At 65.1% G+C, this 18,145-nt stretch carries 15 protein-coding genes; 6 read left to right on the plus strand and 9 right to left on the minus strand.

Going from position 1 to position 18,145, the window contains the following annotated elements:
- Nucleotides 1–142: 142 nt before the first annotated feature.
- From WS49_RS16170 to WS49_RS16190, 5 genes are read left to right on the plus strand one after another with little or no spacing between them, the layout of a single operon-like run.
- A complete protein-coding gene (locus WS49_RS16170) occupies nt 143–1,399 on the plus strand; it encodes a lipopolysaccharide biosynthesis protein (protein WP_059530322.1) in 1,257 nt (418 codons plus the stop codon).
- Nucleotides 1,396–2,220 (plus strand): glycosyltransferase, encoded by an 825-nt coding sequence (locus tag WS49_RS16175; protein ID WP_059530325.1) that lies wholly within the window; start codon nt 1,396–1,398, stop codon nt 2,218–2,220. Before WS49_RS16170 ends, WS49_RS16175 begins: the two co-directional genes overlap by 4 nt.
- Before the next feature lie 43 nt (nt 2,221–2,263).
- Nucleotides 2,264–3,400, plus strand: coding sequence for a glycosyltransferase family 4 protein (locus WS49_RS16180; RefSeq protein ID WP_059530328.1), 1,137 nt, complete (start codon nt 2,264–2,266; stop codon nt 3,398–3,400).
- A gap of 14 nt (nt 3,401–3,414) precedes the next feature.
- Nucleotides 3,415–4,437 (plus strand): UDP-glucose 4-epimerase GalE, encoded by a 1,023-nt coding sequence (gene galE / locus WS49_RS16185; RefSeq protein ID WP_059530331.1) that lies wholly within the window; start codon nt 3,415–3,417, stop codon nt 4,435–4,437.
- 27 nt (nt 4,438–4,464) lie between these two features.
- On the plus strand, nt 4,465–5,571 hold the full coding sequence (locus tag WS49_RS16190) for an MraY family glycosyltransferase (protein WP_059530334.1): 1,107 nt from the start codon (nt 4,465–4,467) through the stop codon (nt 5,569–5,571).
- A gap of 122 nt (nt 5,572–5,693) precedes the next feature.
- On the opposite strand, the gene WS49_RS16195 is transcribed toward WS49_RS16190, so the two are convergent.
- From WS49_RS16195 to WS49_RS16210, 4 genes are all read right to left on the minus strand, one after another.
- Complete coding sequence (locus tag WS49_RS16195) at nt 5,694–8,042, minus strand: protease pro-enzyme activation domain-containing protein (RefSeq protein WP_257127663.1); 2,349 nt, start codon at nt 8,040–8,042, stop codon at nt 5,694–5,696.
- 319 nt (nt 8,043–8,361) lie between these two features.
- Nucleotides 8,362–10,245, minus strand: a complete 1,884-nt coding sequence (locus WS49_RS16200; RefSeq protein ID WP_059530339.1) for a polysaccharide biosynthesis protein — start codon at nt 10,243–10,245, stop codon at nt 8,362–8,364.
- Between the two features lie 12 nt (nt 10,246–10,257).
- A complete protein-coding gene (locus tag WS49_RS16205; protein WP_059530342.1) occupies nt 10,258–11,274 on the minus strand; it encodes an MraY family glycosyltransferase in 1,017 nt (338 codons plus the stop codon).
- A gap of 5 nt (nt 11,275–11,279) precedes the next feature.
- The gene (locus WS49_RS16210; RefSeq protein WP_059530345.1) at nt 11,280–12,245 is read right to left on the minus strand and encodes a UDP-glucose 4-epimerase family protein; all 966 of its coding nucleotides are present in this window, start codon (nt 12,243–12,245) and stop codon (nt 11,280–11,282) included.
- Between the two features lie 155 nt (nt 12,246–12,400).
- On the opposite strand from WS49_RS16210, the gene WS49_RS35040 reads away from it, so the two are divergent.
- A complete protein-coding gene (locus WS49_RS35040; protein ID WP_156437091.1) occupies nt 12,401–12,652 on the plus strand; it encodes a hypothetical protein in 252 nt (83 codons plus the stop codon).
- Nucleotides 12,653–12,731: 79 nt separating this feature from the next.
- Here the strand turns inward: WS49_RS35040 and WS49_RS16215 are convergent, their stop codons facing one another.
- Genes WS49_RS16215 through gmd form a run of 5 tightly spaced genes read right to left on the minus strand, consistent with a single transcriptional unit; the run spans nt 12,732 to nt 18,098 of the window.
- A complete protein-coding gene (locus tag WS49_RS16215) occupies nt 12,732–13,922 on the minus strand; it encodes a glycosyltransferase (RefSeq protein ID WP_059530348.1) in 1,191 nt (396 codons plus the stop codon).
- A complete protein-coding gene (locus WS49_RS16220; protein WP_257127661.1) occupies nt 13,919–15,055 on the minus strand; it encodes a glycosyltransferase family 4 protein in 1,137 nt (378 codons plus the stop codon). Before WS49_RS16220 ends, WS49_RS16215 begins: the two co-directional genes overlap by 4 nt.
- A complete protein-coding gene (locus WS49_RS16225) occupies nt 15,021–16,172 on the minus strand; it encodes a glycosyltransferase family 4 protein (RefSeq protein WP_059530354.1) in 1,152 nt (383 codons plus the stop codon). Before WS49_RS16225 ends, WS49_RS16220 begins: the two co-directional genes overlap by 35 nt.
- Entirely contained in the window at nt 16,169–17,086 is a 918-nt protein-coding gene (locus WS49_RS16230) for an NAD-dependent epimerase/dehydratase family protein (RefSeq protein ID WP_059530357.1), read from the minus strand. Before WS49_RS16230 ends, WS49_RS16225 begins: the two co-directional genes overlap by 4 nt.
- Entirely contained in the window at nt 17,064–18,098 is a 1,035-nt protein-coding gene (gmd, locus tag WS49_RS16235; RefSeq protein ID WP_059530360.1) for a GDP-mannose 4,6-dehydratase, read from the minus strand. The genes WS49_RS16230 and gmd overlap by 23 nt, the downstream gene beginning before the upstream one ends.
- Nucleotides 18,099–18,145: the final 47 nt, after the last annotated feature.

Consider the following 18,145-nt stretch of genomic DNA (forward strand, 5'->3'; position numbering starts at 1 on the left):
TGGAGCGGCCCCGATCCAACTTATAATCGCGGGTTTTGATGACGCGGATTCCGTCCATTTTAATGCCTAGCCGTTCCGCCGCCGCCACCCTGCCGCCTCCGGGCGCCCTGCCGGCCGCCTCGCGCGCGCGCGGCTGCCCCGCATGCTGAAGCGATTCGGCAACCCGGACGTCGCGAAGGCCGTCGCGAACCTCGTCTGGCTGGGGCTCGAACGGCTCACGCAGATCGGCGTCGCGATCGCGATCAGCGGTCTTCTGGCCCGTTATTTCGGGCCGGACGTGTTCGGCAAATGGCAGTATGCGAATACGCTTCTCCTCGTACTGGCACCGCTCACCTGGGTGTGCGGCGCCGAAATCCTGGTTCCGACCATCGTCCAGCGCCCGCCCGCGCAACTCGGCGCGGTGCTCGGCAGCGCCTTCGCGCTGCGCATCGGCGTGTCCGCCGCCGCGCTCGTCGCGACCTGGGTCGCGATCGGCGCCGGCGCGTTCGACCCGCTCGTCGGCGCGATGCTCGCGGGCCTCGCGGTCACGATGGTGTTCCGCGAGCCGTTCGTCGGCGTGATCAACGCGTGGCTGCAGAGCATGACCTACAGCAAGCCGCAGCTCGTGACCAGCATGGTCACCGCGCTGGCGAAGGCGCTGTGCGTCTGGCTGCTGGTCCGCGCGGCCGCCGGCCCCGCCCGCTTCGCATGGCTGTGGGCGCTGGAGGCCGCCGCGATCGGCTTCGCGCTGCTGCTCTACTACCGCCATCGTAACGGCGGCACGCTCGGCTGGACGTTCGACAAACCGCTGTTCGGGCACTTCGCCACCGCCGGCACCGTGTTCTGGCTCGGCCTGATCTGCATGTATCTGTTCCTGAAGCTCGACCGCCTGATGCTCGAGCGTCACGTGTCGTTCGCCGACCTCGGCCGCTATTCGGCGGCCCAGCAGCTCAACGAGAACTGGATCACGCTCGCACTGATGCTCGCGCAGACCATCGCGCCCGCGTTCGTATACCGCGTGCAGGACGTCGCGCGGCTGCGCCGCAACATCGTCCGGCTGATCGCGATGACCGCCGGCCTGATGACGGCCGGCGCGCTGGTGCTGGATGCGGCCGCGCCGCTCATCGTCGGCAAGGTGTTCGGCCGCGGCTACGAGGCGTCGGTCGACATCTTCCGCTGGGCCGTCTGGCTGTCCGTGCCGGCCGGCATCGAGGCGATAGGCAATCTTATCGTTCTCAAATATCAAGCAAAATTCGTGTTGCTGGCGAAATGGGTGCTCGCGCTCGCGATCGCCGCGCTCGTCAACGTGTTCGCCATCCCCCCGCTCGGCCTGTACGGCGCGCTCGTCGGGCTGGCGGCCGGCTATGTTGCCGCCGCCGCCGTTAATTTTTATTACATTCGTATCAAGCTGCGCCCATGACGTCTCCCGATTGTCCGCCCCCGCTCGACGACGTGGCCGTGCTGATGCCGGCCTACAACGGCCACGACGACGTCGTGCGCACCCTCGCGTCGTTTCGCGAGGACGCGCCGGTGCACGTGCTGATCGTCGACGACGGCAGCACGCCGCCAATCGCGGCGCCCGACCTGCCCGGCCTCGCGGTCGAGGTGCTGCGCATGCCGCAAAACGGCGGCATCGAGCGCGCGCTCGAGGCCGGCATCGACGCGCTCGCGGCGCGCGGCTTCCGCTATGCGGCCCGCATCGACGCCGGCGACCTCGCCGCGCCGCAGCGCCTCGCGAAAGAACGCGCATATCTCGACGCCCACCCGCGCGTGGCCTGCGTCGGCATGTGGACCCAGGTCGTGTCGCGCGCCGGCGAGCCGCGCTTCATGCTGACGCCGCCCGCCGATCCGCGCACGCTGCGCCGCACGCGCTTCCTGCGCTCGCCGCTTGTGCATCCGTCGGTCATGTTGCGCATCGACGCGGTGCGCGAAGTCGGCAACTATCGGGCGAAGTACCGCGCGGCCGAGGATCTCGATCTTTTTTTACGGTTAATGCAACGCTACGATTGCGCGAACCTGCCCGAGCTCGGCCTCTACTACGAGCTCAACGAGGGCGGGATCAGCGCGACCAAGCGCCGCCGCCAGCTGATATCGACGCTATCGCTGCTGCTGCGACACTTCAACGTTCTGAACCCGTACGACTGGGCCGGCCTCGCCAAGAACCTGCTGCATTTCGTGACGCCGTACCGCACGTTGCAGCGGATCAAGCGGACGCTGTTCGCGGCGCGCCCGTCCGCGTAGTCCGCATCCGGCATTTTCGACGCTTTATTTTTTCTTTTTTTTCATGTCCGCTACCCCCTCGCTGCGCATCGCGCTCGTCTGCAACACGGCCTGGGCGATCTACACGTACCGCCACGGGCTGATCCGTGCGCTCGTCGCGCGCGGCGCCGAGGTCATCGTGATCGCGCCGCACGACCGCACGGTGCCGCTGCTCGAGCAGATGGGCTGTCGCTACGTCGCGCTCGCCGTGGCGTCGAAAGGCACGAGCCCGCGCGAGGATCTCGGCACGCTTGCCGCGCTCGCGCGCCACTACCGCGCGCTCAAGCCCGATCTCGTGTTCCATTACACGATCAAGCCGAACATCTACGGGTCGATCGCGGCGTGGCTCGCGCGCGTGCCGTCGATCGCGGTCACCACCGGCCTCGGCTACGTGTTCATCCAGAAAAGCCGCGCGGCCAGCGTCGCGAAGCGCCTGTACCGGTTCGCGTTCCGCTTTCCGCGTGAAGTCTGGTTCCTGAACCGCGACGATCTCGCGACCTTCACCGACGAGCAGTTGCTTGCGCACCCCGACCGCGCGCGGCTGCTGCACGGCGAAGGCGTCGATCTCGAACAGTTCGCGCCGGCGCCGCTGCCCGCCGGCCGTGGCCCGGTGTTCATCCTGATCGGCCGGCTGCTGTGGGACAAGGGCGTGCGCGAATACGTCGAGGCCGCACGCGTCGTGCGGGCCCGCTACCCGGATGCGCGCTTCCAGCTGCTCGGGCCGCTCGGCGTCGACAATCCGAGCGCGATTGGCCGCGCGGACGTCGACGCGTGGGTCGGCGAAGGCGTCGTCGAGTATCTCGGCGAGGCGCACGACGTGCGCCCGCACATCGCGACGGCCGATTGCGTCGTGCTGCCGTCGTACCGCGAGGGCGTGCCGCGCACGCTGATGGAAGCGTCCGCGATGGGCCGCCCGATCGTGGCGACCGACGTGCCGGGCTGCCGCGACGTCGTGGCCGACGGCGAAACCGGCTTCCTGTGCCGCGTGCGCGACAGCGCGAGCCTCGCCGAGCAGTTGATCCGCATGATCGAACTCGGGACTGCCGGGCGCGATGCGATGGGCGCGCGCGGCCGCCGCAAGGTCGCCGCTGAATTCGACGAGCAGCAGGTCGTCGAACGTTACCGGCAGACCATTCATACATTGACCGGCATCACACTCTGAAGGAGCGCATCAGCATGACCGCTAAAGGCACCATCCTCGTTACCGGCGGTGCGGGCTACATCGGCTCGCACACGGCCGTCGAGCTGCTCGACAACGGCTACGATGTCGTGATCGTCGACAACCTCGTCAACAGCAAGGCCGAGTCCGTCCGGCGCATCGAGCGGATCACGGGCAGGACGCCCGCGTTCCACCAGGTCGACGTGTGCGACGAAGCCGCGCTCGCGAAAGTGTTCGACGCACATCCGATCACGGGCACGATCCATTTCGCGGCGCTCAAGGCGGTCGGCGAATCGGTCGCGAAGCCGCTCGAGTACTACCAGAACAACCTCGGCGGACTGCTCTCCGTGCTCAAGATCATGCGCGAGCGCAACGTCAAGCAATTCGTGTTCAGTTCGTCCGCCACCGTGTACGGCGTGCCGGAGCGCTCGCCGATCGACGAATCGTTCCCGCTGTCCGCGACCAACCCGTACGGCCAGTCGAAGCTGATCGCCGAGCAGATCCTGCGCGATCTCGAGGTATCGGACCCGTCGTGGCGCATCGCGACGCTGCGCTACTTCAACCCGGTCGGCGCGCATGCGAGCGGGCTGATCGGCGAGGATCCGGCCGGCATCCCGAACAATCTGATGCCGTACGTCGCGCAGGTCGCGGTCGGCAAGCTCGAGAAGCTGCGCGTGTTCGGCTCCGACTACCCGACGCCGGACGGCACCGGCGTGCGCGACTACATCCACGTCGTCGATCTCGCGAAGGGGCACATCGCCGCGCTCGACGCGCTCGCGAAGCGCGATGCGAGCTTCGTCGTGAACCTCGGCACGGGCCAGGGCTACAGCGTGCTGGAAGTCGTGCGCGCGTTCGAGAAGGCGTCGGGCCGCCCGGTGCCGTACGAACTCGTCGCGCGCCGCCCTGGCGACATCGCCGAGTGCTACGCGAATCCGCAGGCCGCCGCCGACCTCATCGGCTGGCGCGCGACGCTCGGGATCGAGGAGATGTGTGCCGACCACTGGAAATGGCAGGAGGGGAACCCTCGCGGTTTTGTATAATCCGCTGTCCATTTTTCGAGCGATCCCATGCTCAGCTTCGCGTCCGGCTTCATCGTCTCCCTGCTCGTCACGCTGTTCATCGTGCGCTATGCGCATCTGCACGAGAAATTCTCGATCGACAGCGATCTGGCCGGCGTGCAGAAATTCCACGTGCGGCCCGTGCCGCGCGTCGGGGGCATCGGGATCCTCGCCGGCGTCGTCATTGCCGCGCTGCTCCTGACCCGGCGCTATCCGACGATCGCCGGCAGCATTCTCGGCATCGTGGCCTGCGGGATGCCGGCGTTCCTCTCCGGGCTCGTCGAGGACCTGACCAAGCGCGTGTCGCCGCGCGCGCGGCTGCTGTGCACGATGGGCGCGGCCGCGCTGGCGTTCTGGCTGCTGAACATCGCGGTCACGCGCATCAGCGTGCCGCCGCTCGACTTCCTGCTCCACTACGTGGCCATTTCGGCGTTCATCACGGTGCTCGCGGTCGCCGCGCTGGCCAATGCGATCAACATCATCGACGGCTTCAACGGTCTCGCGTCGATGGTCAGCTTCATGATGTTCGCGTCGCTCGCCTACGTCGCATTCCACGTCAACGACCCGGTCGTGATGTCCGCGTCGATCATCATGATGGGCGCCGTGCTCGGCTTCTTTCTGTGGAATTTCCCGGCCGGCCTGATCTTCCTCGGCGACGGCGGCGCGTATTTCATCGGCTTCATGCTCGCCGAGCTCGCGATCATGCTGGTGATGCGCAATCGCGAAGTGTCGGCGTGGTATCCGGTGCTGCTGTTCATGTATCCGATCTTCGAGACCTGCTTCTCGATCTACCGGAAGAAGTTCATTCGCGGGATGTCGCCGGGGATTCCGGATGGCGTGCACCTGCACATGCTCGTGTACAAGCGGCTGATGCGATGGGCCGTCGGGACGAAGCACGCGCACGACCTCACGCGGCGGAATTCGCTCACCTCACCTTATCTTTGGCTGCTGTGCCTCGTTGCCGTGATTCCTGCGACGCTGTTCTGGCGGCACACGGTGCACCTGTTCGTTTTTGTGGTGCTGTTCGCGCTGACCTATGTGTGGCTGTATATCAGCATCGTCAGGTTCAGGGCGCCGCGGTGGATGGTGGTGAGGAAGGAGAAGCGGGGGCATTGAGGGGGCGGGTCAGCCGGCACGCTGCCGGTTCGCGCGGCAACGCGTGCCGCGCCCCGATGACGGACGAGCCGCCGTTGCCGACAGGATCATGACGGCATGGCGGCGGCTCGACGAACGGTCGACTAGCTTCCCGCGGAATTCGAGCTCCAGCCCGGCACTTGCGTATAGATCACGACGTTACCGTCGTCCTGAATGTAGGTAACTGCCCCCGGATTTCCACCGGTGCTGGAATACCAGAGCGGTGCCCCCGCTGAACTGTAGACCACCAGGTTGCCGTCCGTTTGCATCGTCGCGTAGGCCCCCGGGTGATTGTAGGTACCCGAATTCCACACCGGAACGCCCTGGCGTAGCAGCACCAGATTCCCGTCGCCCTGCATGACGAGCACGTTTGCGCCGTTGCCCGATGCAAAACTCTGCCCGCTACCAAGCGTGACGCCGCCCTTCCAGACCGCGGGACCGCTCGAGGAACTCGCCAGGCCCATCGCGGAAGTCGCCGTGGCAAATACCGGCACCGACAACCGGTAGATCACCATGTTGCCGTCGTCCTGAATGACAAGACTCTGGCCATACAAGGTGCCATTGGTCGACGAGAACCACAAAGGCTTGCCGCTCGTGCCGTAGATGACGAAATTGCCGTCGGTCTGAAACACGGCATAGGCGCCGGTGTTTCCGTTGGTCCCCGAATTCCATACCGCAGCACCACTGGTCGCGTTGTAAAGCACGAGGTTGCCGTCATTCTGCATGACCAGTCGATGGTTTTGGGACGCCGAGTACACGGTTTGTCCCGGCTTGAGTGTCGTCCCTTCACCGATGGTGCCGCCATAGATCGGTGTCGTCGGTGCGCATATCGACGATTGCAGCGTGGTGACGATCGGCGAGCCCCAGCCGGTCACGAAGTCCCAGCCCGAACCGGCACTGTATGCGCCGTTACTGCCGTAGGTGATGTCGCGAAAGATCGACGGTGTCGTGGCTTGTGCACTGTATATCGTCGGTGCCGCGAAGCCGGGGTTCGTCGCGCAGCTGCCGGACAAGAGACGCGCCCAGGTCGCGGCAAACAACGGCGCGGACAGGCTCGTACCGCCCAGCGTTTCGAGTTGTCCGCCCACGATGATCTGCGCGCCGCTGTTGGGATCGGCGTCGAACGCGAGATCCGGCAGGCCCCGGAACGCCCGTCCCTTGAGCTGCGGCACGTTCGACTGCCAGGTCGGAATCGGCTCGAAGCCGCTGCTGCCGCCACCGCCGGAGTCCCAGGCCATCTCGCCGCCATAGCTGCCGTTCCCGTTCGTATAGAGGCTGGTGCCGCCGACGGCCACGACGTAGGGCGAGCTCGCCGGATATTGCACCGACGTGCCGCTGCAGCCGTATGCAACGCTACCCGAATCGCCCGTGCTGACCGAAAAGGTCTGCCCCTGTGCGACGGCCATTTCGAACAGCACGTCCATCGAGGCGGTCGGCGCCCAGTTCTCGCATCCGCCGATCGACATGTTGACGACCCGCGCGGTGTTGTCCGACACGGCGCGATTGATCGCGAGCGCCATGTCGCTCCATGCGAAGGACGGCGCAACATAGAAGTTGATTTGCTTGACGCCGCCGGACATCCCGACGATGGTCTGGCTGTCGAGCGACCATTCGACGTTCGCGCTCGTGTCGGCGCTCGGCGTGCCGGCGTTGATCACCGAAACGGGTACGGCGGGCAACCGGTTGTTGGTTTCGAACGTCGTCAGGTCGATGACGGGTTGCGTCAGGTTCCCTTCCGCGATGATGCCCACCGTGGTGTTGCCGGCCGTCGGCGCGCTGCCGACGGAATAGATGCCCGGAAACTGCGTCGGGTTGTGGCCCACCATGATTGCGTTGGTCGTCGGCGACGTGTTTGCGGTTGGCGCACGGGCGGCCACGGACGCGCGCACGAAGTGCGGATGCAGGCGCGTCGCGGTATCGAGCCCCAGAACCGCTTGAACGACTCCGCCGAGTGCGTCCGGCACCGTCTCGGGGGCGGTGTTGATATGCGCGCGGCTGCCGTCGGCCATCGCGACGGGCACCAGCGTCGTCTTGAACACGCCGGATATCACGCCGGCCGGCGCATCGGCTTCGACGATCATGTTGTTGCCGGCAACGTTGATGTTCGTGAAGCCCTTACTTCCCAAATAGGCCTTCACCGTGGCGACCTGGTCGGCGGTGGGCGCGTAGCGCGCGGCGATCTGCGCGGAGGTCAGCACGGCGCCGAAGCTGGCGCTGCCGGGCGTTCGCGCGTCCTGCACGAAGCGATGCAGTGCGGCTTGGTCGTTCGGCTTGAGTATGAGCACAACATGGACCGGCGCCGTCGCACTCATCGGCGCTGCACTCACCACGTTACCGGTGGCGCGCAGCGCCGACAATTTGCCGACCTGCGCAGTGGCGGTGACGGTCGACGTCGTCGGACTCTCGTCGCCGCCACACCCCGCGAGCGCGAACACCATGAGTGCCGCGCTCATTCCCCTTGCAATATGTTCCGCTTTCATCGGATTGGTATGGACCGTTGATCTCGTATTTGGCTTTTCACCTTTGTTCTTTACGGCAATCGGACGGCTACCTTGAGGAAAACATAGGAAGGAATCGGCCGGTAGTCAAATGAATGCAACCGGTGGCCGCAGGTAGACCAGGATGGGCTGGTCCGCAGCCGGATGGGGACGCTGACGCCGCGCAAATGCATCGGTCGATCCCGCCCCGCGGCCAGGTCGGCAGAACAAAAAAAAAGCGCCTCAAGGGCGCTCTTTTTCTCGGCATGTCCGACACACGCACGCGGCACTGATCTCACTCGTTCGACACCGCCCGCGCGTCCGGCACACTCTGCAGCACAGGCGCAGCCGTCGACTGGTATTCCGGCACCCAACGTCGCAGATCGCGCCGGACTTCATCGTCGCTGAGCACGCGATTCTGCATCAGCCACGGCAGTAATTCGTCGAGCAAGTGATCCGGCACTTCGCGCGCACGTGCGATCCGCAGCTTGGGATGCGGCGTGCGGGTCGTCGTCTCATCGTCCGCGAGCAGTTCCTCGTACAGCTTTTCGCCCGGCCGCAACCCCGTGAACTCGATCCGGATCTGCCCCTCCGAGAAGCCGTAGAGACGAATCAGGTCGCGTGCGAGATCGACGATCTTGACCGGCTCGCCCATGTCGAGAATGAAGATCTCGCCGCCATGGCCCATGCTCGACGCCTGCAGCACGAGTTGCGACGCCTCCGGAATCGTCATGAAGAAGCGCGTGATCTCCGGGTGCGTCACCGTCACCGGCCCGCCTTTCGCGATCTGCTGCTGGAACTTCGGAATCACGCTGCCTGCACTGCCAAGAACGTTGCCGAACCGCACGGTCTCGAACTGCGTACCGCCGCTTGTCTGCTGCAGAGCCTGGCACGCCATCTCGGCAAGACGCTTGCTCGCCCCCATGACGTTGGTCGGATTGACGGCCTTGTCGGTCGAAATCAGCACGAAATGACGGACGCCGTGGCGAATCGCCGCGCGCGCGACACGATACGTGCCGAGCACGTTGTTGCGCAGCGCCTGCCACGCATTGTGTTCTTCCATCAGCGGCACGTGCTTGTATGCGGCCGCATGGAACACGATGTGCGGCGCATAACGCGACATCACCTGGTCGAGCAGCAGCGAATCCTTCGCGTCGCCGATGATCGGCAGGACGGGCTGGTCGGGGAAGCGCTCCCGCAACTCCTCGGCGAGCCGGTACATCGCGTATTCGGACAAATCGAATGCGACGAGCTGTGCCGGCGCAAAACGGAGGATTTGCCGGCACAGCTCGGAGCCGATCGAACCGCCCGCGCCCGTCACCATCACGACGCGGCCACGCAGCAGCGCTTCGACGTGCGGCGTGTCGATCGTCACGGCATCTCGGCCGAGCAAGTCCTCGAGGTCGATATTGCGCACCTGCGACAGGAAGCCCTGCCCCGGCATCAACGCGGTCAGCGACGGCAGCACCATCGCCTTCACGCCTGCGCGCACGCATAGCGTCGCGACGCGGCGCTGCGTTTCGACGGACGCAGACGGAATCGCGATGATCGCGTATTCGACCTTCATCGCGTCGGTCCAGTGCTTCAGGTCGTTGAACGAGCCGAGCACCTTGTAGCCGTAGATCTCGCGCCCATGCTTCGTGACGTCGTCGTCGAGCAGGCCAACGAGGCGCCATTCGCCCGAGCGCGACAATTCGCGCGCGAGGCTCGCGCCGGCCGTGCCGGCACCGAGAACCAGCACGGGCTTGCCCTGTCCGACCAGGCCGCCGTACAGGTAGAACTCCTTCGTCGCCCGGTAGAGCGCACGAGCGCCGCCCATTAACAGGAACAGCATCAGCGGCGATACGAGCAGCACCGAACGCGGGATGATCGGCGACGGCTGGAACATCACGGCCCCGATCATCACGATCACGCCGCCGCCGGCAACGGCCTTGGAGATTCGCATCAGGTCGGGGAGACTTGCGAACACCCACAGCCCGCGGTAAAGCCCGAACACATGGAACATCAGCGCGTAGACCGGCAGCGTCCAGACGAGCGCGGTCATCGCGCCGCTCAGGAAATCGGAAGGAACGCTACCGTTGAAACGAACGAGATAGGCGAACAACCACGACGCGACAACCGCCGTCAGGTCGAACAGGAAAGCACTCAGCGACAGCCACGATGCTTTGGATCGCAACATCGGCAGGAAACCTCAAGAGTTGTTTTCGGTGGTCGACTGAAACCGGCGCCAGCGCACGTCGATCACCAATCCGATACATGCGAGAACGCCATACCATGCGAAAAACGACAGCCATTGCTGCTGTTCAGGGCGGCCCTTTGCCCATACGGCGACGAGAATGCCGCCGAGCATGATGAGGTACCAATAAAGCGCGGTCCGTCGGTGACCTACCCCCGAGCGGACCATCCTTTGATAATAGTGCTCCCGGTGCGCTTGCCAGAACTTTTCGCCGCGTAACAAACGTCGCAAAAGTGTTACAGATGCGTCAGCAATAAAGGGCGCGAACACAAGCGCAGGAAACCAGATCGGCCAGGCATCGGCGCGCCATCCCCAGTAGCCGACCGCACCCGCCATGAATCCCAGCGGAATCGAGCCAGCGTCGCCGAGAAACAGGCGGGCCGGATGAAAGTTGAGCAACAGGAAGCCAAACGCCGCACCGGCCACGGCCGCGCCGGCCATGGCGAGATCGGGCAACGGACTCGCAGCGGTCAGTGCCGCGATCGCATAAGCACCGAAGCCGAACAGCGCCATGCCGCCCGCGAGGCCGTCGGCACCGTCCATGAAGTTGTACAGGTTCGTCAGCCAGACCATCACGAAGCCGACACCGACGAGCAGCCACCATGGCGCATCGGCCGGATAGACGACGATCAGCGCAACCACTGCCGCGAGGTGAGCGGAGAACCGCACACGGGCCGGCAACCCGCGCCGGTCGTCGATCTGCGACATCGCGGCCAGCCCCGCGGCGGCGGCGGCAATCAGCCACAACGCCGGCGCAAGCGCCAGCAGCGCGACAACGCAGACCGGGACGATACCCCACCCGCCGACGCGCGGCGTCGGCAGCGTATGCAGCGAACGATCGTTCGGAATATCGGTAGCGAGGCGCCAGGCGAGGCCGGTCGCCAGCAGCATGCGCAGGATGGCCGTCGATGCAATGGCGGCGGCCAGCGCCACCACGACCGCGGAAGGCCATGTGGAGATCGGGAGATGCATGTCGACTATTGTTGTGTATCGCGCGAACGATACCATGCGGCGGTCGCTTCGAGGCCCTGGCGGGTGGTATAGGGCGGATGCCAGCCGAGCACGCGCGTGATCCGGCCAGTGTCGAGCTGCAGGCTGCCGGTCAGGCGGTCGACGACCGCACGGCGGCCTGTCAACGTCCCGATCGTACGCAGCAGCATCGGCGGCACCGCGATCAGCCGTGCCGGCTTGCCCAGCGTGTCGCCTACGAGACGCAGCAGACCTGCGACCGACGGCGCTTCGTCGTCAGCGACATGAAAGCATTCGCCTGCCGCACGGGGGTCGATTGCACAATGCAGCAGCGCATCCGCGAGGTTTTCAACGTAGACGACGCTGCGGCGCGCCGAAACCGCGCCGAGCGGCAACGGTATTCCTCGCGCGACTGCATCCATCATCCTCAGGAAGTTGGCGCGGACCGCGGGGCCGTACACGAGCGGCGGACGAACGACGACGACGTCGAGCCCCGCCGACGCGCCGAACTGCGCGAGCTGTCGCTCCGCACGCAGCTTCGAGCGACCGTATGCATCCTGCGGATCGGGTTCGGATACTTCCGAAAGCGGCACACCGTCATCGCCTTCGCCGGCCGCCTTGATGCTGCTCGCGAACACGATGCGGCGTACGCCGTGATTGCGCGCCGCCTCGGCGAGACGCATGGTTCCGACGACATTGGTGGCATCGAACGCAGCGTCGGGATCGGGCGACTCGTCGCGCATCACGTGCACACGGGCAGCAAGATGAATCACGCAATCGCCAGCAAGATCGGCCGGCCACGCCTCATCCAGGCGATCGAAATCGGCGATGCCGTGCACCCATTCACGCACGCCGTCGATGCAGCCGCCCGGTCGCCGCACCAGTGCGGTAACGGTATAACCGGCCTGTAACGCGCGGCGGCAAAGCGCTCTGCCGACGAAGCCGTTGGCGCCGGTGACGACGAGATGGGTCATCGCACCCTCCGGCTTTGTCGGCTGACGACTTGGCGAGGCGGGGTGAGCCCGCCTGCCGCGCCGACGGACAGCGCGGGCCGACGCACACTGGACCGGCACTCGAGAACGGAAAGGGAGGCAGACACGAACACGTCGGGATCTCGAAAACGGAAAGCATGTCGATCGCCGGCACTGTTTTCAATCGGCGCCGCGCGACAAGCATTCGGCAGCGCATCAAGACGTGCGCGGCCAGATGCAACCAGATGGAAAGACAAGATGATGTTCGGGTTCCGAAGCGGATGAAAGCGCCGCGTGACGCGGCGCGGCTCGTCGGGTTGCACGACGGCGGCGTCGCCAACGCGCAAGCCCGACCGAAGGTCATTGGCCACGCGTGCCGATGGTGCCGCATCGATGCGCGGACATTGTAACCTTACCGATCGGCAGCAACCAAGCCGCGCGCCCCGCACTCGCGACCACTGAGTCTACGAGTGCTGGAGACGCCGCCGCTCAGGCCAGCAGCGTACCGACCTCGTCGACGAGCGGCGCGAGCATCCGCTCCCACCCGTGCTCGTGCTCGACGAAGGCTCGCGCTCGCGCCGTCATCTCGATCGCAGCGGACTCGTCAGCAACCAGTTGCTCGATGCGATCGACGAATTCCTCCGGCGTATCCGCAATCAGCAGATCGCGGCCGCGTTCCGCACCCAAACCCTCGTGGCCCAGCGATGTGGTGACCACAGGCAGCCCGAGCGCCATGTATTCGAGAATCTTGTTCTGCACACCTGCTCCGATGCGCATCGGGCAGACGCCGATCGCGCCGTCGGATGCGGCCTGCACAACCGACTCGACCCGGCCGGTCACGTCGACGCCGTCATACGCGCGAAATCGTTCTGCCAGCGTGGGTGCGATGGACCCGACGATCCGGAAGCGATAGTCGGCATGCTCGCGCAGCAACGGCAGCACGGCCTCCGCGAAATAGTGGCACATGTCCTGGTTCTGGACCGTGCGCATGTCTCCGATGAAAATCAGGATCCTGCTCGCCATGCTGCGCGGCGAGTACGGCAGGCTCGACAGGTCCACACCGTTCGAGCACACCATCACTTTCTTGCCCGACTCACCCGGAAACAGGTAATCGCGATCGGTCCGGGACACCAGCACCGACAGGTCGAAATCGTCGACGATCGTGCGCTCGTAGTCGAGCAAGCGCTTCGCCTCGATACCGAATACGCGCGACTTCAGTCCGCGCGCGTTCTTCAGCTGCTTCACCCGGCTGTAGTTGAGCGAAATCGCATCGGTCATTTCCAGGATGCGCGGCTTGTCCGACTTGCGCACATACTCGGCACAACGCACGAGATGCACGAAGGCACCGTCGTGTGACGGCAGCAATCGCGCCACCGCCGCAGCAAACGCGCGGCTCCGGTAGTACGCGACCTGTAGCGGCGTGCGCGTGGGCAATGCAAGCAGTGTATTCAGGTACGATCGCCGGCGGGACAGATAGACCCGTTCGACCCGGTCGAATACGCCATCGTCCGGCAACGCGGCGTGCATCTCCTCGTCGGTCTCGCACATGCTCAGCAGCGTCAGCGAGTAATGACGGGACAGCACACGGCAAAGATGGTAGATCCGCAGCTTGTCGCCGCCGATCACCGGATACGGAAACCGCGGCGTCAGCACCAGCAGCTTCTTCTTGTCCTGGTTCATGGCAGATGCGCCCAGAAGTCCTGAATCAACGGACGCACGGCAGACTCCGAGAAGGACCGTGCGCGGGCCACACCGTCGCCAATCGCGACGTCGAAGCGTGCGCCGTCGGTCCATACCCTGCGAATCTGCTCCGCCATGTCGTCCACCGAAAAAGGATCGAACTGCAGACCACAGTCGCCGACCACCTCGGGCATCGACGTCGTATTGCTGCACGCAACGGGGGTACCCGACGCCATCGCCTCCAGCAGCGGAATGCCAAACCCTTCGAACAGCGAAGCAAAGATGAACGCGCGCGCGTGCCGGTACTGCTCGCGCAGTTCGTCCCGCGAAATGTAGCCGAGCAACTCGACCGAACCCGCAAGCCCGAGCGCCGCAGCCCTGCCGAGAAAATGCGCGTGATGTTCAGACTTGATCCCGGCGATCCTCAGCGTGGCGTCATCGCCGAGCGACGGGCGCGCGACCGCGAACGCTTGCAGGAGGCGCTCGACGTTCTTGCTCGGCACCTCGCCCGCGACCGTGAACAGATACGGCCGGCGCGCCGCCGCACTCACCGGCGCATCGAACCAGTCGTCCGAAATCATGCAAGGGATGACGCGCACGTCCGCCTCGTTCAGCCCGAGCGTCTCGACCAGCTCCCGCTGCGTAAAACGCGAGATGGTCAGCACGATGTCGGCCCGGCGCGCCAGCCGCGGCACCACATGCCGACGGTACACGCGCCCGGCGGTCTGATATAGCGACCGCGCCGGCGGCAGCACGCTCCACGGCTGCATGTAGATCAGATCGTAGATGACCGCTATCAGCGGCGTGTTGCCCGTGGCGCGCAGCGGCCCGGTGTTGTATGGGCACAGCAGATAGTCCGGCTTGTGCTCGCGGCACAATCGCGGCAACTCGACCTGCTCCCACCACGGGAAGAAACCACGCCCTTCGCTGACGCACGGCCAGTCGTCGGTGCTCACCCCGCTTGGCGCGAAGCCCAGCACCGACTCGCCGATCGGCGCCACCAGTTGACGGGCGAAGCGCCCCATGCCGCGGTAGTTGCCCACCATCCAGGTGATGTCCACCCCCAACTTCACGCGGTGCTCCTCGAAGCGAATTGATTCATTGACGACGTGTTCCGCCCAGGACGGCTTCATAGACGGCCAGCGTCTTCTCCGCGCAGGCCGGCCAGTTCAGCGCTCGCGCCCGGGTCAGCCCGGCCGCGCGAAGCATGTCGGCCCGGCCGGGCTGCTCGACGATCATTCTCATGCCGTCGGCAATATCGCCAGTACGGAAAGGATCGACCAGGATAGCCGCGTCGCCCGCGACTTCCGGAACGGACGTCGTGCTGGAAGCCACGACCGGCAGCCCCGACGCAAAAGCTTCCACGACGGGCAGTCCAAAACCCTCGCACAGCGACGCGAACACAAGCGCAGTTGCCGACTGAAGCAGCGCGCGCACGTCATGGTCAGGCAGATACTCGAGCCAGCGAACGCAACCGCTCTCGTTCGCGCGCAAGCGCGCAACGAGTTGCTCGCAGCCCCACCCTGCCCGGCCGACGATCACCAGCGGGATATCGCGGCGCAAGCCGGCCGGCAAGCTCGCATGGGCGTCAACCACACGCTCGAGATTCTTCCGCGGCTGCAGGGTTCCGACGCACAGGAAGAACTGCGCCGGCAAGCCGAGACGCGTCAATACCGCCTCACGCTCGGCCTGATCGATCCGTTCGAAGAAGCGAGGATGGACACCCAGCGGCACCACCGAAATCCGCTCCGGCGCGATGCCGAAATGCTCGACGATTTCCTGCTTGGAGTAGTCGGAGATCGTGATCACATGATCGGCCCATGCACCCGACCGACGCAGCAGCCAACGACGCAGCGCCGCCAACCGGATCGTCGTCCACTCCGGATGCGACAGCGGAATCGCATCCATCAACGTCGCGATGACCGGCGTCGAGGACAGCTTCGGAATCAGGTGATCCGTCGCATGAAACACGTCCACGCGTTCCGCGCGCAGCGCCTTCTCGTCGATGGAGGCCCACGGCGTCACGGCGCCCAGCACCGTCGCGACTTCATGCCGACCGAGATTCACCGGCGGCCTGGCGCCCGGAAATACGTCGTCGCCAACGGTCGCGCCAAAACCGGCCGGAACCAGGCCGATCCCGCCGCGCGCGATCAGCGCCTGTCCCAATTCACGCGTATACGAACCAATGCCGTCGACGCCGCCGTGAGCGCGGCTTCGCGCGAGGGCCGTCGTGCCGAAACCGACCTTCACCCACGCCCTCCGCCAAACATCCAGCGCAGCGTACTTTCCAACGGAATGTCCTCGAGCGGACCAACGGCCGCCTGCAGCCGCGTACCGTCGCCCTGCAACCGGCGCACTTCATTCGCGCGCACGAATGCCGGATTGACGCGCACTTCGATCGTGTAACCGGCAATCTGCTCCATCATCGCGATCACGGCCTTCAGCGACACCGCACGGCCGGAGCACACGTTGAATACCCCACCGGCCGGTGCGAGTTGCAGCAGGCGCCGATAGGCATCCACGACGCGACGCACGTCGGAAAAATCGCGCTCGACGTCGATATTGCCGAGTTCGATCACGCGTTCGCCACGCTGGAAATGACTGACGATCTTCGGCAGCAGGAACTGCGACGACTGACCGACGCCCGTATAGTTGAACGGACGCGCGACAACGATTGGCAGCTTGTCGCACCACAGGCGCGCCATGTACTCCATCGCCAGCTTGCTCACCGCGTAGTCGTTCGCCGGGTTGGGCTCGACCGACTCGTCGATGACTTCAACCGCTGCGTTGCCGTAGATGTTGGCACTGCTTGCCAGCAGAACCGCCTTCGGACGACTATCCAGATTCGCGAGCGCGTCGAGCAGGTTGCGCGTGCCGACCACGTTGGTGCGATATATCGAATCGGCGTCACCGTGCGCGACGAACGCAATCGCGGCAAGATGCGCGACCACGTCCGGCCGGACGTCGGCGACGACCTGTGCGAGCGCCGCGCGGTCGCACAGGTCCACTCGATACATATCGGGCCCCGTCACTTCGGAACCGTGCGTCGTACCGAACACGCGATAGCCGGCCGCCCGCAACGACTGCGCCAGAAAGTCGCCGGTAAAGCCGCCGAGCCCTGTCACCAGAGCCCGCGGCGCGTCAGAACGAGAAGCCGAGTTCATTGCGACGCAAATCCGCTTCGACCATCATTGCGCACAGCTGCTCGAGCGTCGTCGTCGGCTCCCAGCCCAGTTTCTGCTTCGCCTTCTCCGGGTTGCCGATCAGCAGGTCGACTTCGGCCGGGCGATGGAACTTCGGATTGACGCGCACCACCGTCTTGCCGGTCGCGACGTCGACACCGACTTCATCCACGTCGCTGCCCTTGAACTCGAGGTCGACACCGGTCGCCTTGAACGCCATGCGGACGAAATCGCGGACGGTTTCCGTGCGATTCGTGGCGAGCACGTACGTGTCCGGCTCATCGACCTGCAGCATGCGCCACATCCCTTCCACGTATTCCTTCGCGAAACCCCAATCGCGCTTCGCGTCCATGTTGCCCAGTTCGAGCACATCGAGCTGACCCAGCTTGATCTTCGCGACGGAGTCCGTGATCTTGCGCGTGACGAACTCGCGGCCGCGCAGCGGGGATTCGTGATTGAACAGGATCCCGCTGCAGCCGAAGATATCGTAGCTTTCGCGGTAGTTCACCGTAATCCAGTGCGCATACAGCTTGGCAACGCCATACGGGCTGCGCGGATAGAACGGCGTCGATTCGATCTGGGGAATTGCCTGCACCTTGCCGAACATTTCGGACGTGCTCGCCTGGTAGAAGCGGATCTTCGGATTGACGATGCGGATCGCCTCGAGCAGGTTCAGCGGACCGATGCCGGTGATTTCCGCTGTGGTGACCGGCTGGTCGAAGGACACGCCGACAAAACTTTGCGCGGCGAGGTTGTAGACCTCCGTGGCGCCGGTCGTCTGCAGCAGGCGAATGCTCGCCGACAGGTCTGTCAGGTCGTATTCGATGAGATGCAGGTTCGGGTGCTTGGCGATGCCAAGCTCTTCGATACGCCAGAAGTTCACCGAGCTGGTGCGGCGATAGGTGCCATATACCTGATAGCCCTTCTCGAGCAGGAGCTGGGCGAGATAGGCACCGTCTTGGCCAGTGATGCCGGTAATGATGGAAACTTTCATAGTTTGAGAATTCATCTTAAGTTCTCTTGCAAAATCTTTATCGGATG

The sequence above is a fragment of the Burkholderia sp. RF7-non_BP4 genome (genome assembly GCF_001521935.1).
Classification (GTDB): Bacteria; Pseudomonadota; Gammaproteobacteria; order Burkholderiales; family Burkholderiaceae; genus Burkholderia; species Burkholderia diffusa.